General features: G+C 75.7%; 17 protein-coding genes. 3 read left to right on the plus strand and 14 right to left on the minus strand.

Going from position 1 to position 13,189, the window contains the following annotated elements; translation table 11 throughout:
- Nucleotides 1–50 precede the first annotated feature (50 nt).
- The 6 genes from ACFWEG_RS11185 to ACFWEG_RS11210 form a co-directional block, all read right to left on the minus strand.
- The gene (locus ACFWEG_RS11185; RefSeq protein WP_387212204.1) at nucleotides 51–1,094 is read right to left on the minus strand and encodes a glycoside hydrolase family 6 protein; all 1,044 of its coding nucleotides are present in this window, start codon (nucleotides 1,092–1,094) and stop codon (nucleotides 51–53) included.
- Between the two features lie 445 nt (nucleotides 1,095–1,539).
- Complete coding sequence (locus tag ACFWEG_RS11190) at nucleotides 1,540–2,172, minus strand: class F sortase (protein ID WP_387212207.1); 633 nt, start codon at nucleotides 2,170–2,172, stop codon at nucleotides 1,540–1,542.
- A gap of 41 nt (nucleotides 2,173–2,213) precedes the next feature.
- Nucleotides 2,214–2,807: a hypothetical protein gene (locus tag ACFWEG_RS11195; RefSeq protein ID WP_387212210.1), complete on the minus strand. Its 594-nt coding sequence runs from the start codon at nucleotides 2,805–2,807 to the stop codon at nucleotides 2,214–2,216.
- A gap of 102 nt (nucleotides 2,808–2,909) precedes the next feature.
- A complete protein-coding gene (locus ACFWEG_RS11200; protein ID WP_387212213.1) occupies nucleotides 2,910–3,689 on the minus strand; it encodes an HAD-IIA family hydrolase in 780 nt (259 codons plus the stop codon).
- Nucleotides 3,690–3,977: 288 nt separating this feature from the next.
- Nucleotides 3,978–4,814: a hypothetical protein gene (locus ACFWEG_RS11205; RefSeq protein ID WP_387212216.1), complete on the minus strand. Its 837-nt coding sequence runs from the start codon at nucleotides 4,812–4,814 to the stop codon at nucleotides 3,978–3,980.
- A 140-nt stretch (nucleotides 4,815–4,954) separates the two neighbouring features.
- Complete coding sequence (locus ACFWEG_RS11210; RefSeq protein WP_387212219.1) at nucleotides 4,955–6,241, minus strand: ROK family protein; 1,287 nt, start codon at nucleotides 6,239–6,241, stop codon at nucleotides 4,955–4,957.
- 48 nt (nucleotides 6,242–6,289) lie between these two features.
- Between ACFWEG_RS11210 and ACFWEG_RS11215 the strand changes: the two genes are divergently transcribed.
- From ACFWEG_RS11215 to ACFWEG_RS11225, 3 genes are read left to right on the plus strand one after another with little or no spacing between them, the layout of a single operon-like run.
- On the plus strand, nucleotides 6,290–7,387 hold the full coding sequence (locus tag ACFWEG_RS11215) for a Gfo/Idh/MocA family oxidoreductase (protein ID WP_387212222.1): 1,098 nt from the start codon (nucleotides 6,290–6,292) through the stop codon (nucleotides 7,385–7,387).
- A complete protein-coding gene (locus ACFWEG_RS11220; RefSeq protein ID WP_387212225.1) occupies nucleotides 7,384–7,863 on the plus strand; it encodes a heme-degrading domain-containing protein in 480 nt (159 codons plus the stop codon). The genes ACFWEG_RS11215 and ACFWEG_RS11220 overlap by 4 nt, the downstream gene beginning before the upstream one ends.
- A 27-nt stretch (nucleotides 7,864–7,890) precedes the next feature.
- Nucleotides 7,891–8,337, plus strand: a complete 447-nt coding sequence (locus tag ACFWEG_RS11225) for a GNAT family N-acetyltransferase (RefSeq protein ID WP_387212227.1) — start codon at nucleotides 7,891–7,893, stop codon at nucleotides 8,335–8,337.
- An 81-nt stretch (nucleotides 8,338–8,418) separates the two neighbouring features.
- Here ACFWEG_RS11225 and ACFWEG_RS11230 read toward each other — a convergent pair whose 3' ends face one another.
- The 8 genes from ACFWEG_RS11230 to ACFWEG_RS11265 all read right to left on the minus strand — a co-directional run bounded on the left by ACFWEG_RS11230 (nucleotide 8,419) and on the right by ACFWEG_RS11265 (nucleotide 13,077).
- Nucleotides 8,419–8,874: a GNAT family N-acetyltransferase gene (locus tag ACFWEG_RS11230; protein WP_387212230.1), complete on the minus strand. Its 456-nt coding sequence runs from the start codon at nucleotides 8,872–8,874 to the stop codon at nucleotides 8,419–8,421.
- 539 nt (nucleotides 8,875–9,413) lie between these two features.
- A complete protein-coding gene (locus ACFWEG_RS11235; protein ID WP_387212233.1) occupies nucleotides 9,414–10,271 on the minus strand; it encodes a fumarylacetoacetate hydrolase family protein in 858 nt (285 codons plus the stop codon).
- A gap of 133 nt (nucleotides 10,272–10,404) precedes the next feature.
- Nucleotides 10,405–10,911: a YfbM family protein gene (locus tag ACFWEG_RS11240; protein WP_387212236.1), complete on the minus strand. Its 507-nt coding sequence runs from the start codon at nucleotides 10,909–10,911 to the stop codon at nucleotides 10,405–10,407.
- A 119-nt stretch (nucleotides 10,912–11,030) separates the two neighbouring features.
- Nucleotides 11,031–11,777 carry a YidC/Oxa1 family membrane protein insertase gene (locus ACFWEG_RS11245; RefSeq protein WP_387212238.1) on the minus strand — a complete coding sequence of 249 codons (747 nt, stop codon included), beginning with the start codon at nucleotides 11,775–11,777 and terminating at the stop codon, nucleotides 11,031–11,033.
- A 246-nt stretch (nucleotides 11,778–12,023) separates the two neighbouring features.
- Nucleotides 12,024–12,338: a DUF6412 domain-containing protein gene (locus ACFWEG_RS11250; protein WP_387212241.1), complete on the minus strand. Its 315-nt coding sequence runs from the start codon at nucleotides 12,336–12,338 to the stop codon at nucleotides 12,024–12,026.
- Entirely contained in the window at nucleotides 12,335–12,628 is a 294-nt protein-coding gene (locus ACFWEG_RS11255) for a hypothetical protein (RefSeq protein WP_387212244.1), read from the minus strand. Before ACFWEG_RS11255 ends, ACFWEG_RS11250 begins: the two co-directional genes overlap by 4 nt.
- A 36-nt stretch (nucleotides 12,629–12,664) precedes the next feature.
- Complete coding sequence (locus ACFWEG_RS11260) at nucleotides 12,665–12,853, minus strand: PIN domain-containing protein (protein WP_387212247.1); 189 nt, start codon at nucleotides 12,851–12,853, stop codon at nucleotides 12,665–12,667.
- A gap of 59 nt (nucleotides 12,854–12,912) precedes the next feature.
- Nucleotides 12,913–13,077: a hypothetical protein gene (locus tag ACFWEG_RS11265; RefSeq protein WP_387212250.1), complete on the minus strand. Its 165-nt coding sequence runs from the start codon at nucleotides 13,075–13,077 to the stop codon at nucleotides 12,913–12,915.
- Nucleotides 13,078–13,189: the final 112 nt, after the last annotated feature.

The following is a 13,189-nucleotide window of genomic DNA, read 5'->3' on the forward strand; positions in this document are numbered from 1 at the left end:
GCCGCTCCCTCCTCGGAGGGGGCGGCCTTCGCCGTACGTCCGGTCCCGCGCTACGCGGCCGCCTTCGCGAGCTTCAGCGCGTAGTCCGGCCACCACTGGCCGGCCGGCGGGCCGCCGCGGCACTCGCCGTCGGACTCGCCGGGCCGCTTGATCCACAGGAACGCGTCGACCTGCTCGTCGCCGGTGTCGGTGGTGGGGGTCTCGCCGAGCGCGCGGCCGGGCGGGTTGCACCACTTCTGGGCCGGGTCGCCGCCGTCGTAGGGGCCGTTGCCGTTGCGGCTGGTGTCGATCACGAAGGGCTTGTTCCCCACCTTCGCCGACAGCTCCTTGCCGTAGCGGATCGACTCCTCGGTCGTGTAGAAGTTCGACACGTTGACGGAGAAGCCGTCCGCGCGCTCGACCCCGGCCCGCTTCAGCGGCTCGAAGATCTGCTCCGTGTCGCCCCAGCCCGCGTTGCCCGCGTCCAGGTAGACCTTGGTGTTCTTCAGCGCGCCCAGCTTGTCGACCGCCTCGCCGAGCAGCGCGTACCGCTCCTCGTGGTACTTCTGGTCGGTGCACCGGTCGACCATGTGCAGGACGGCGTCGGGCTCCAGGACCACGGTCGCGGGCCGGTCGCCGATGCCCTTGGCGACACCGTCGACGAACGCCCGGTACTCGTCGCCGTCGGCGGCGCCGCCCGCGGAGTGCAGACCGCAGTCGCGGTGCGGGATGTTGTAGAGGACGAGGACGGCGTCCCGCTCGGCCTCGCCGGCCGCCTCGGTGTAGCCGCGGGCCTGCTCCTCGGGGTCCTCCGGCCTGATCCACTCCGCGGCGGGCTGCTCGGCGATCTTCCGGATGAGCTCGGCGTTCTCCTTCTCGCCGTCGCCGTAGTCGGCGAGCTGCCGCGCCGCGGTGCTGTCGGGGTTGACCCAGAACGAGGAGACGTCCGCGGGGCGTTGGCCGATCCCGCCGCTGCCGCCGGACGTTTCGCCGCCGCTCTTGCCGTTGCCGCCGTCGCCGTCCGAGGAGCACGCGGTGAGCAGCAGCGCAGCCGCGCCCGCCGCCGCCATTCCCGCCCGCCACCGGGTACCCCTGCGACCGTGCCTGCCGTACATCCCACTCCCCCTCGCGGCCGCATTTGTGTGCCGCTCTGCCGTGCCGGACCCTGCGCGTCCCCCGCCCGGCAATCCTGACACAGCCGGACGACGGGGCGGGCGGGCGGATCTCGCTTCACTCTTCTCAGGACGGCTGCTACCCGGCGCTCGGTTCGCCAGACACCGGACGCCGGACGGAAGGTGCCGGAATCCCCCTGGGCCGGGCGGCCCCGGTGGGTTTACCCTGCGAGGGCCGCCCGGCCGGGACCGCGTCCCGGCCCCGCGGAACGCGACCTCCTGCCCGGCCCGGGGCTCTCCCGCGACCCCGGCGCCCGAGGCGGTCGAGGACCGCCCGGCCGGCGGTGCCCCCGGGGGGAGCGGACCGCCGGCCGGGCCGGGTCGTACCGGGTGAGTGCGCGTCAGGTCCCCCCGCGGATGCGGGTCTGCGACCGGCGCCGGCCGCGGTTCAGCTGCGGTGGGTGCCCGTCAGGTACGCCGAGACCACCACGTTCGCGCTGTATGTCCCCGCCGCGCGGTCGTACGTCCCCCCGCAGGTGATCAGCCGCAGCTCGGCGCGGCCCGCGCGGTGGGGGCCGTAGACCGCGTGCGCGTCGAAGCCGTCGCGCTCGACCACGGCGACGTCGTCGACGGTGAACTCCGCCACCGTCCCGTCGGCCCGCTCCACGCGGATCTCGTGCCCGGGCTCCGCCGCGCTCAGGTCGTGGAAGACGGCCGGCCGGCTCGCGGTGTCGACGTGGCCGACGAGGATCGCGGGCCCGGCGGCGCCGGGCGCCGTACCGGCCCCGTACCAGCCGACCTGCGACGGCCGGTCGAACGGGGGCGGCTCGACGGCCCCGGACGCGTCCAGGCCGCGGGCGGCGACCGGCGCGTCCACGCCGAGCGCGGGGACGAGCACCCGGCGGGGCGCCGGCCGCCCGGCCAGCGGCTCGTGGGCCGCGGGCAGGGCGGCGGTGAACGGGCGGCCGACGGCCGCCATGTCGCCGGTCGTCGGGCCCGAGACGGGCCGCGGGACGTCGGCGACGTCGCGGCCCCACAGCCACAGCCCGCACAGCAGCAGCGCCCAGGCGAGGGCGGTCATCCACCCCCCGCGCCCGGGCGCGGGGGCCTCCTCGGACACGGTCAGCCCTGCCCGCGCCGCCGCCGGACGCTGCGGGCGGCCACGGCCACCGCGGCGACCCCGGCGAGCGCGAGGCCGATCACGGCGTGCCGGGCGCCGGGGCCGTTGCCCTCGTCCTCGTCCGTCTGCGCGAGGGGGCCGGCCGCCAGCATCGTCGCCGTGCCCCCGCCGCCCGCGTGGACGGCCGAGACCGGGCTCGCGTACGGGTCGGGCGACGGCGGGGCGTCGAGCACGTGCAGGGTGCCCTGCGCCGCGGCCTCCTCACCGCCGCAGTTCGCGAAGACCCGGTACTCGCCCGGCGTCGCCGTGGCCTTGACCGTCGCCTCGGCGAACAGGCTGTCCTGGTCGGCGGACGGGCCGAGGTGCGCGTCGGAGACGAAGACCTCGGAGACCGCCTGGCCGGTCGTCCCGGTGCAGCCGAAGACCCGCAGGTCGACCGCCTGGCCCGGGTGGGCGCTCGACGGGGTGACCGTGATCGTGCCGGCGTCGCCCTCGGCGTGGGCGGCGGGGGCGAGGAGCGCGGTCTGCGCTCCGGCCAGGGTGAGGATGCAGGCCGCCGCCCCGACGGCACGGATGGTGAGCAGATGCGGACGCATGGTGAACCTCCTGCTGAGAAGATTCCTCCGGGTCGCGCGATTCCGCATCCCGAGCCGCTCCGGAAGCCGGCGCTCCGGCGTCGTCGCAGGTCGGAGCCGGTCTCAGATGAGCTCGACGAGATCCGCGATCGAGTCGACCACGTGCGTGGGGCGGTAGGGGTACCTGCCGATGCTCTGCCGGCTGCTGAGCCCGGTCAGCACCAGGAACGTCTCCATGCCGGACTCCAGACCCGCGAGGACGTCGGTGTCCATCCGGTCGCCGATCATCGCCGCGGCCTCGGAGTGGGCGCCGATCTTGTTCAGCCCGTGCCGCATCATCAACGGGTTCGGCTTGCCGATGTAGTACGGCTCCTTGCCGGTCGCCTTCGCGATCAGCGCGGCGACCGAGCCCGTCGCGGGCAGCGGGCCCTCGGCGGAGGGGCCCGTCTCGTCGGGGTTCGTGCAGATGAACTTCGCGCCGGCGTTGATCAGGCGCACGGCCTTCGTCATCGCCTCGAACGAGTACACCCGCGTCTCGCCGAGGATCACGTAGTCGGGCTCGATGTCCGACATCGTGTACCCGACCTCGTGCAGCGCGGTCGTCAGCCCCGCCTCCCCGATCACGTACGCCGTCCCGCCGGGCCGCTGCGAGTCCACGAACTGGGCGGTCGCCAGCGCGGACGTCCAGATGTTGTCGACGGGCACGTCGAGCCCCATCAGGTCCAGGCGGCGCTTGAGGTCGCGCGGGGTGTAGATCGAGTTGTTCGTCAGCACGAGGAACGGCCTGCCCGAGTCCTGCAGCCGCTTCAGGAACGCGTCCGCGCCCGGGATCGGCACGCCCTCCTGAACGAGCACGCCGTCCATGTCCGTCAGCCACGCCTCGATCGGCCTGCGCTCGCTCATCGGCCCTCACCCTCCGCTCCCCGCACGCCCTGTGGCCTGCGCGGCCAGCCTACATTTCGCCCCGGTGGGGGCGGTCGCTCGCGCCGGGGGCGCAGGAGACCTCAGCCCGGCGATGGGGTCTCCCCTGCTCGAGCGAAGTCGAGAGCTCGGGGAGGTTCGAGGCCGCCGGGCGGAGCCCGGTACCCGCCGGCAGGCGGAACGGCGCCCGCCCGAGGGCCACGCAGCGGAGCTGCGCATCGATGGCGCGGGAAGGGGCGGGTGGGGGGAACGACCGGGGCGGAACCCCGGTCAGGGGCGGACCCGCCGAGCAGCCAGCACGAGCACCGTTCCGGCGAGGACGAGCCCCCCGGCCGCCAGGCCGAGTCGGGCCAGGGCTCGCGGCCCGGTCGCGGCCAGTTCCGCTCCCGCCGCCCCGGCCGCGGAGCCGTCCGCCCTCTCGGGGACGGCCCCGTCGCCGCCGGGGGCCGGGGCCGCCGCCCCGGGCTCCTTGCCCGCCCCGGGGCCGACCCCGGCACCCGCGTCCTGCGGGGGCACCCCGTCGCGCCGCGGCGGACGACCCGCCCCCACCCCCACGTCGAACCGGTACGCGGGCGACTCCCCCACCCACTCCCCGTCGTCCCCCCGCCGCTGCACCAGCGCCGCCCGCACGACCACGCGGTCCGGCGCCGTCCCCGCCGTGAAGGCGAGCCGCACGTCGAGGGTGCCGGTCTCGCCGGGGGCGAGCGTCAGCCCCCGGAATCCCGCGTCGAAGACCCCCACGTTCTCGTCCGCGTCCGTCTCGGAGAACCGCACCGGACGCCACCGCCCCGCCGGGTCCGCCGGCTCCCGGAACCCCATCCGGATCTGCTCCGGCCGCAGCGACCGCCGCTCGTCGAGCAGGACGAGCACGGGGTGCACGTCCCGGCAGACCCGCGAGGAGGTGTTGGTCAGCTCGACGGACCAGTGCCCGGGCGCGCCGCCCGCGGTGTAGCGAGCGGGCCCGTCGTGGATCTCGCTCCCGACGGCGAACGCCGCGCTGTCCGCGGTGCCGCACGAGGGGGCGGGCGAGGCGTCCGCGGACCCGCCGAGCCCGACGGCGACGAGCGCGGAGGCGACGGCGCAGGCATGACGCGGGCTCAGGCGCACGGGAGGCCCCCTCCTGGTCGCGGAACGGACCGCGACCGTCCCACACCGGGATGATCAACAGCTCATGACACGACCGTGCGCCGACCGCGAACCCCTCCATCGGCCGAGCGGGCGGGGCCTCCGCGATGACCCCGCCCGGCTCACCCCGCCCCGTCCGCCCGGTCCGTCCGCCCGAACAGCGGCGCGAGCACCGCCTGCGCCGCCCCCTCGGCCACCCCCCGCACCCCGCCGCCCGCCGCCCGCACCGGCACAGCGGGCCCGCCCTCGCGCCGCGCCCGCTCGCCGAGCACCGCGGCGACGCCGTCGACGAACGCCGTCTCGTCGGCGGCGACGGTCCGCCCGCCGAGGAGGACGAGGTCGATGTCGAGCAGGCTCACCAGGTTCGCCGCGCCGATCCCGAGCACGCGCGCCGCCCCGGCGACGTCCCCGCGCTCGACGGCCGCAAGGCACAGCGCCTCGACGCACCCGCGCTGCCCGCACCCGCAGACCGGACCGTCGAGCTGCACCACCTGGTGCCCGAACTCCCCCGCCCCCGTCCGGCTCCCCCGGTACACCGCGCCGCCGAGCACGAGCCCGGCCCCGAGCCCCGTCCCCAGGTGCAGGTACGCGAACGACTCGCCGGCCGCGCGGCGCAGCGCCGGGCCGAGCGCGGCGGCGTTGGTGTCCTTGTCCACGACGACGGGCGTCCCGCCGAGCCGCCGCGCGAGGGTGTCGCGCAGCGGGAAGCCGTCCCATTCGGGGTGGCCGGTGACGCGGTGCAGCACGCCGGTGCGGTGGTCGAGGGGGCCCGGCAGCGCGACCCCGACCCCCAGCGGCCCGCGGGGGCCGGCGGCGGGTCGGTGGACGGCGGGTGCGGTGACGGCGGCCACGGCCGGTGCGGGGCTGTCCGGACGCGCCCGTTCCCGTAGAAGGTGCTCCGTCGCGGCCGCCGCCGCCTCGACGGCGGCCTCGGGTCCCGCGGCGAAGTCGAGCGGGGTGCGGTGCGCGGCGACGGTGGCGCCGGCGAGGTCGACGAGGACGGCGCGCAGCTCGTCGCGGTCGAGGTGGACGCCGACGGCGTGCGCGGCGTCCGGGACCAGGCGCAGCACGGTGCGGGGCTTGCCGCCGGTCGACGCGCGCCGGCCGGCCTCGCGGGCGAGGCCCTCCGCCCGCAGCCGCGCGGTGATCTTGCTGACCGCCTGCGGGGTGAGCCCGGCCCGCTCGGCCAGCTCCAGCCGGCTGATCCCGTCCGCGCCCGCGCCGCGCAGCAGGTCGAGCACGACGGCGGCGCCGCGTCCGCGCGCGACGGGGGCGCCGGGGGGACGCGCGGGCACCGCGCGATCGGGCCCGCCGCCGGGGCCCGCCGCGTCGGTCCTGCTCCGCCCCGCGCGGTCCCCGGCCTCGTCTGCACCCGTCGGGTGTGCGTCTCGCCTGTTCACACGCCCCATTGTGGTCGTCGCTTGCACTTTGGCAACCGCGTTGCTTAAGTGGCGGGCATGACGAATGACGCACAGAACGGGGCCGGCGCCCCTCTCCGCGTGGCCCTCATCGGCTACGGGCTCGCCGGGTCCGTCTTCCACGCCCCGCTGATCAGCGCCACCGAAGGACTCGTGCTCGACACGGTCGTCACCTCGAACCCGGAGCGGCAGGCTCAGGCCCGCGACGCCTTCCCGGACGTCAGGTTCGCGGCGTCGCCCGACGAGCTGTGGGCGCGCGCCGACGAGCTGGACCTCGTCGTGATCGCCTCGCCGAACAAGACGCACGTGCCGCTCGCCACCGCCGCACTGAAGGCCGGGCTGCCGGTCGTCGTCGACAAGCCGGTCGCCGGCACCGCCGCCGAGGCGCGCGAGCTCGCCGCGCTGGCCGAGGAGCGCGGGCTGCTGCTCTCCGTCTTCCAGAACCGCCGCTGGGACAACGACTTCCTGACGCTCCAGGCGCTGATCGCCGACGGCTCGCTCGGCGACGTCACCCGCTTCGAGTCGCGCTTCGAGCGCTGGCGTCCGCAGCCGAAGGGCGGCTGGCGCGAGTCCGGCGACCCGGACGAGATCGGCGGCCTGCTCTACGACCTCGGCAGCCACGTCGTCGACCAGGCGCTGGTCCTCTTCGGCCCGGCGACCGCCGTCTACGCCGAGTCCGACGTCCGCCGCGCGGGCGCGGAGGCGGACGACGACACGTTCATCGCGGTGACGCACGCGTCCGGTGTGCGCTCGCACCTCTACGTCTCGGCCGTCACGCCCCAACTCGGCCCGCGCTTCCGGGTCCTGGGCTCGCGCGCCGGCTACGTGAAGTACGGGCTCGACCCGCAGGAGGCCGCGCTGCGCGAGGGCGCGCGCCCCGGTCAGGACGGTTCCGGCTGGGGCGAGGAGCCCGCGGAGGCCTGGGGCCGGCTCGGTGCGGGCGAGTCCCCGGCGACCGGGGGCGGCGAGCCCGTCCCGACCCGTCCGGGCGACTACCCGGCGTACTACGCGGCCGTCGCGGCGGCGGTGCGCGGGACGGGCGGCAACCCCGTCCCGGCGTCGCAGGCCGCCGCCGCGCTCGACGTCCTCGAAGCCGCCCGCCGTTCGGCGCGCGAGAACGTGACGGTGACGCTGTGACCGCGTCCGCGCCCGCGCCGTCGGTCGCCGAGATCGAGGCCCAGGAGCGGGAGTTGGTCCTCCCGCGCCTCACCTTCGAGGACGCCTGGGACCTCGGCTCGCTCCTGCGCGAGCTCGCCGTCGCCCAGGACGCCCCCGTCGCGATCGCCGTCCACCGCGGCTCCCGGCTCCTCTTCCACACCGCCCTGCCCGGCTCCTCCGCGGACAACGACGACTGGATCGACCGCAAACGCCGCGTCGTCGAGCGCTACGGCGCCAGCTCGCTGCTCGTGGGGACCCGCTTCCGCGAGCGCGGCTCGTCCTTCGAGGAGTCCTCCCGCCTGGACCCGGCCGTCTTCGCCGCGCACGGCGGCGCGTTCCCCCTCACCGTCCGCGACACCGGCGTCGTCGGCGTGGCAACCGTCTCCGGCCTCCCCCAACTCGACGACCACGCCCTGGTGGTGCAGGCCCTGCGCACGTACCTCACGCGGGGCTGAGCGGGTCGGCGGCCCCGGCCGGGTGCCATGATCGCCTCCATGGGCATCCAGATCACCCCGGCCGGGATCACCGACCTTCACCAGGTCCTCGCCGACCACCCGCGCTACTGGGGCGGGCGCGACCTGCGCCCGCTCCATCTCTCCACCCTGGTCCACGAGTTCCCCGAGACCTGCCTGGTCGCCCGCGCCCCCGACGGCATCCGCGGCTACCTCCTCGGCTTCGTCACCCCCGCCGGCACCGGCTACGTCCACCTGGTCGCCGTCCGTGACGACGCCCGCTCCACCGGCCTCGGCCGCCGCCTCCACGCAGCCTTCGCCGAGGCCGCGCGGCGCCAGGGAGCACGCCGCCTGCGCGCGGTGACCTCGCCGGCGAACACCGGCTCCGTCGCCTTCCACCGCCGCCTCGGCTTCGACGCCGTGCACATCGACGACTACGACGGCCCCGTCCCCCATGTCCCCATGTGCCACCCCTGACCTCGGTCATCCGGACCGGGTCAGCATCTCAGGGGCCACTGACATCGCCCCCTGGTCGTGCGGACCGGCCGCGGTGCCCCGTCACAGCTCGCGCGTCATGAACGTGCTGCTCGGGTCCGGGCGGTAGTCCGCGAAGGGGGCGCAGGGGGTGAAGCCGAACTTGGTGTAGAGGCGGCGGGCGGGGAGGAAGAAGGGGGCGGAGCCGGTTTCGAGGCTGAGGCGGCGGTAGGAGCGGCGGGCGGCCTCGTCGAGGATGTGGGCGAGGAGGGCGGAGGCGACGCCGCCGCGGGTGCGGGCGGGGGATGTGCGCATGGACTTCAGCTCGGCGTGGTCCGCGGAGAGCCGCTTGAGCGCGCCGCAGCCGATCACCTCGTCGCCGTCGAGGACGGACCAGAAGGTGACGTCGGGCGCGCGCAGCCCGTCCATGTCCAGCGCGTGCTTGCTCTCCGGCGGGGTGATCTCCCGCATCTGCCGGACGTGGTCCGCGAGGAACGCGGCGATCCGCGGCCCGGACAGGTCGTCCACGACGATTCGCATGTGCGGGTCCCTCCGGGAGCTGGGTTGCGAGGACTCTACGCGGGGGCGCGAGCTCGGCGCGCAGGGGTTCGGGGCGGGGCCCGGGTTCGAATCCGGGTCCGGGGCGGGGCAGGCGGGGCGGGGGCCAAGCCGGCCCCGGTCTCGGAACGGCCCACGGGGCTCGGCGCGGGTCCCGGGCTCGGGGGAAACCCCGGGTTCGGGGCGGGCCCGTGGAACGCGGCGCGATCCCGGATTCGGGGCGGGCCCGTGGAACGCGGCGCGATCCCGGATTCGGGGCAAGCTCCGGGGTTCGGCGAGGGCCCGCGAGAGGCGGCGCAGGCCCCGGCTTCGGGGCGGCACCTCGGCCGGGCGGCGTCCAGTTCGGGCGGGGGTCCGGTCCGGGCGGGGGGGCGGTTCGGGCCGGGGGGTTCGGTTCGGGCGGGGGGTCCGGTGGAGGCCGGCCGCGCTGGGGCCCGAATGCGTGGGCGGCTGATGCGGCGCAAGGCCGTCGGGGCGGCCGGTGTGGGGCGGGGCACCCGTTCGGCGCCCCGCCCCGTCGGCTACGCCTGTTTCAGCTGCTGCCGCTGCCGGCCGAGGCCGTCGACCTCCAGCTCGACGACGTCACCGGCCCGCAGGTACGGCTTGGGTTCCGGCGCGCCCATCGCGACGCCGGCGGGGGTGCCGGTGTTGACGACGTCGCCGGGGTACAGCGTCATGAACCGGCTGACGTAGCGGACGACCTCGCCGACGGGAAAGATCTGCTGCGACGTGTGACCGTCCTGCTTGAGCTCGCCGTTGACCCACAGGCGCAGGCCGAGGGCCTGGGGGTCGGGGATCTCGTCGGCCGTGACGAGCCACGGCCCGAGCGGGTTGAACGTCTCGCAGTTCTTGCCCTTGTCCCACTGGCCGCCGCGCTCGATCTGGAACGCGCGCTCGGAGACGTCGTGCGCGACGGCGTACCCGGCGACGGCGGCGAGACCGTCCGCGGCGGAGTCGAGGTAGCGGGCCGTGCGGCCGATGACGACGGCCAGCTCGACCTCCCAGTCCGTCTTGACGGAGTCGCGGGGGATCAGGACGACGTCGTCGGGGCCGACGACCGTGTCCGGCGCCTTCATGAAGAGGATCGGCTCCTCGGGGATCGCCGCGCCCGTCTCGGCCGCGTGGTCGTGGTAGTTCAGCCCCACGCACACGATCTTCCCGATCCGCCCGACCGGCGGCCCGATCCGCAGCCCCTCGGCCGGCAGGACGGGCAGCGCACCTGCGGCGACGGCCTCCCGTACCCGCGCCAGCGCCGCGTCGTCCGCGAGCAGCGCGCCGTCGACGTCGCCGACCACCCCCGACAGATCCCGCAGCACTCCCTCCGCGTCCAGCGCCGCCGGGCGCTCCCGGCCCGCCTCTCCCACTCGCAGCAGCTTCACGTCCGTGCACTCCCCTGTGTAGGGCCGAGCGCCCGCCGGGCGGGTAGCGGCCGCCGGCGGACTCGGCCGATCCTCCAAGAGACGCGCCGCGGCCACAACCCCCCGTTCACGCGCTGGACGGGCGCGGCCGCCGTCAGTCGAGCCACATGACGACCGCGTCGCCGGCCTTCGCCGCGGACTGGAAGTAGGCGACGAGCACCTCGTAGTGGCTGGTCACCCAGTCGAGGGACTCACCGCGTTCCCACACCCCGGCGGGGTAGACCTCGGCCGCGGCGAGGTCCTTCGGCCCGACGCCCTCGACCAGAGCGGCGGGCGGCGTCGCGGCGAGGGCCTCGGCCGCGACGCGCACCCGCTCCGGGCCGAGGAAACGGGGCGGTCCATAACCCCAGTCCTCGGCTCCGGGTACGGCCTCCTCACCGAAGACGACGTCGACGGGGAAACCGGCGCGCTTCAGCAGGAACTCGAGCGCGTGCCACGTCTTGTAGGTGCTGTGGCAGCGGGGATCCGCCGCCCCGCCGGGCCCCGCCTCCTCCTCGGCGTCGACCATCCCCTGCACGAGCTCCTCGGCCCACTCGGGGTCGGCCGTCGCACGGTCCAGCTCGGCGGGGGTGAGGCGGGCGTACTCTCCGATCATGCTCATGGGCGGATGCTAGGCCCCGCCACTGACACCGCCCTTCGACGGCCGCCGGGCGTCCGGCCCCAGCCCGCGCCACGCCCCGCGCCACACGCCCCGCGCCCCGCGCCCCGCGCCCCGCGCCTCTAAGCCAACGCCCCCGCCGCCGTCGCGCTCGCCGACGGCATGTCGCGGTACAGGAAGTACCGCTCGGCCGCCGACCACGCCGCGCTGGTGACGACGTAGAGCGCCGCGGCGAGCGGGACGGCGACGACCGTGAGCAGGGTGAGGAAGGACATGAACGGCATGATGCGGGTCATCGACGCCATCCCGGGGGCGGCGGGCGCCGCACCGGAGGGGACGGTGGCGAGCTGGGTCTTCGTCCGCCGGTAGTTGAACGTGGCGACCGCGAGGACGATCGCGAACAGCGCGAGGTAGACGAGGCCGGCCGGCCCGAAGGGGCCGCCGTCGGCGAGCGCGTCGTGCCAGCGGCCGCCGAGGGGTGCGGCGAGGAGCTCGTGCCCGAGGAGGGTGTTCGGCTCGCCGCCGATCTGCCGGTTGGAGAACAGGTGGTACATCAGCAGGAACGCGGGCGCCTGGAGGAGGCTCGGCAGGCAGCCGGCGGCCGGGGAGACCTTCTCCTCGGCGTGCAGAGCCATGATCGCCTTCTGCAGCTTCTGCGGGTCCTTGCCGTGCTTCTTGCGCAGCGCGGCGATCTGCGGGGCGAGTCGCGCCTTCGCCTTCTGCCCGCGGGCGGCGGCCCGGGACAGCGGGTGGATCGCGAGCCGCACGCACATCGTGAACAGCACAATCGCGGCGGCCGCGGCGGAGGCCGCGAAGAGGGGTTCGAGCAGGTCGGCGAGGTGCTCGACGAGGTCGGCGAATACGGTCATGGGTGAGCCCTCCTGGGGTCCCGTCGTGCCGGAGACGTGGTGGAACCAACTCGGCGTGACGAGCCGTGAGGGGCGCTGCGTGGGTCGCGGCGCGTGGCGGCGGAACCGTGCGGTGCACAAGGCGTGCGGTGCACAAGGCGTGCGGTGCACAGGGCATGCGGTGCACAGGGCATGCGGTGCCGTGCCGTGCGTCGGGAGGCGCGCTCGCGGAATCGTGCGTCCGCGGCGCGCGAGGGGTACGCGCCCCTACCCGGCCGTCAGGAGGGGCCCGCCCGGCGCGCGCGGCCGGCGGCGGCCTCGGGCGTCCGGGTCCCGCTGCGGCAGGAACGCGGTGCGCAGCTCGCGATCGCGGATCGCGGTCCGTATGCGATGGGGCGGCACGCGCGGCGCGCACAGCACAGCGCCGACCGCGCACGCGGCGATGGCCGCCCCCGCGGCAGCCGTCGCCGCGACCGTCACGGCCGCGGCGATCCCCGTCTCGGCGACGAGCAGCTGGTTGACCAGCAGGAACGCGAGCAGCCCGAGCAGCCGCAACTGCCGGTACGCGTTGAACCCGCTCATCGTCCCCTCCGCTCCCCGCTGTCCCAGTCGATCGAACTCACTGCCAAAACACTACCGGCCCCCACTGACAATCGGGCGGGCCGCTTCGGCCGCCTCCTCGGCGACCGGCCGCCCCGTCGCCCCGGGTACCCACTGACCAGCGGCTTCCGCGCCACCCCGACCAGAAGGATCATGGTGTACGGGATGATCGTGACGTTCTTCACCGCGAGCAGCGCACCGAAGTACAGCGGCCGGTCCCCCTCGTCGACCAGCGGCCCGACGACCTGCTCGGCCGATGCGACCACCGGCATCGACCGATCGGCCTGTCGCCCGCCGACGATCAGGACTCACACCGTCCCCGGCGGAACCACCCGTCGAACCGGCTGGCCGGTGACCTTCGCGATGGTCTCGAAGTCATCGTCGTAGTGCAGCACCGTCAGCCCGTGGGCGTCCGCAGTCACCGCGACGATCAGATCAGCGATGGAGGCCGACCGGTGAAGTCCCTTCTCGGTCAGCGCTTCCTGCAGCTCCTCCACCCGTCGCCAGAGATCGTCGGGGGTGTCCGCCCTCGCCAGGGCCGAGTCGAGTTGCCCCTTCAGGCGGCGCGGCCCTCGGCATTGCGGGCCGAGAACAGCATCTCGGCCCGCGTCGCCCCGCACAGCGCGATCAGCCCCCGCTCCCTGCGCGGCACCATGACGTCGCGCACTGCGGGCAGGTGCAGCCGGGCCAGCGCGCTCTTGTCGACGAGGTACGAGGTCACCCCGCCGGTGCCGGGTTCAGCGTGTCCGGCGGACGGTCCACACCCCGCGTCATGGTGCCACCGCCACCGCCGACCGGCCCTCGGTCCCCGCGGACTCCCCACCTCGACCGCC

This window comes from Streptomyces sp. NPDC060194 (assembly GCF_042728285.1).
In the GTDB taxonomy this organism is placed as follows: domain Bacteria; phylum Actinomycetota; class Actinomycetes; order Streptomycetales; family Streptomycetaceae; genus Streptomyces.

Coding starts and splice junctions, on each gene's coding strand:
- ACFWEG_RS11185 (WP_387212204.1), bottom strand. CDS start 1,094: ATGTACGGCAGGCACGGTCGCAGGGGTACCCGGTGGCGGGCGGGAATG.
- ACFWEG_RS11190 (WP_387212207.1), bottom strand. CDS start 2,172: ATGACCGCCCTCGCCTGGGCGCTGCTGCTGTGCGGGCTGTGGCTGTGG.
- ACFWEG_RS11195 (WP_387212210.1), bottom strand. CDS start 2,807: ATGCGTCCGCATCTGCTCACCATCCGTGCCGTCGGGGCGGCGGCCTGC.
- ACFWEG_RS11200 (WP_387212213.1), bottom strand. CDS start 3,689: ATGAGCGAGCGCAGGCCGATCGAGGCGTGGCTGACGGACATGGACGGC.
- ACFWEG_RS11210 (WP_387212219.1), bottom strand. CDS start 6,241: ATGGGGCGTGTGAACAGGCGAGACGCACACCCGACGGGTGCAGACGAG.
- ACFWEG_RS11215 (WP_387212222.1), top strand. CDS start 6,290: ATGACGAATGACGCACAGAACGGGGCCGGCGCCCCTCTCCGCGTGGCC.
- ACFWEG_RS11225 (WP_387212227.1), top strand. CDS start 7,891: ATGATCGCCTCCATGGGCATCCAGATCACCCCGGCCGGGATCACCGAC.
- ACFWEG_RS11230 (WP_387212230.1), bottom strand. CDS start 8,874: ATGCGAATCGTCGTGGACGACCTGTCCGGGCCGCGGATCGCCGCGTTC.
- ACFWEG_RS11240 (WP_387212236.1), bottom strand. CDS start 10,911: ATGAGCATGATCGGAGAGTACGCCCGCCTCACCCCCGCCGAGCTGGAC.
- ACFWEG_RS11245 (WP_387212238.1), bottom strand. CDS start 11,777: ATGACCGTATTCGCCGACCTCGTCGAGCACCTCGCCGACCTGCTCGAA.
- ACFWEG_RS11250 (WP_387212241.1), bottom strand. CDS start 12,338: ATGAGCGGGTTCAACGCGTACCGGCAGTTGCGGCTGCTCGGGCTGCTC.
- ACFWEG_RS11255 (WP_387212244.1), bottom strand. CDS start 12,628: ATGCCGGTGGTCGCATCGGCCGAGCAGGTCGTCGGGCCGCTGGTCGAC.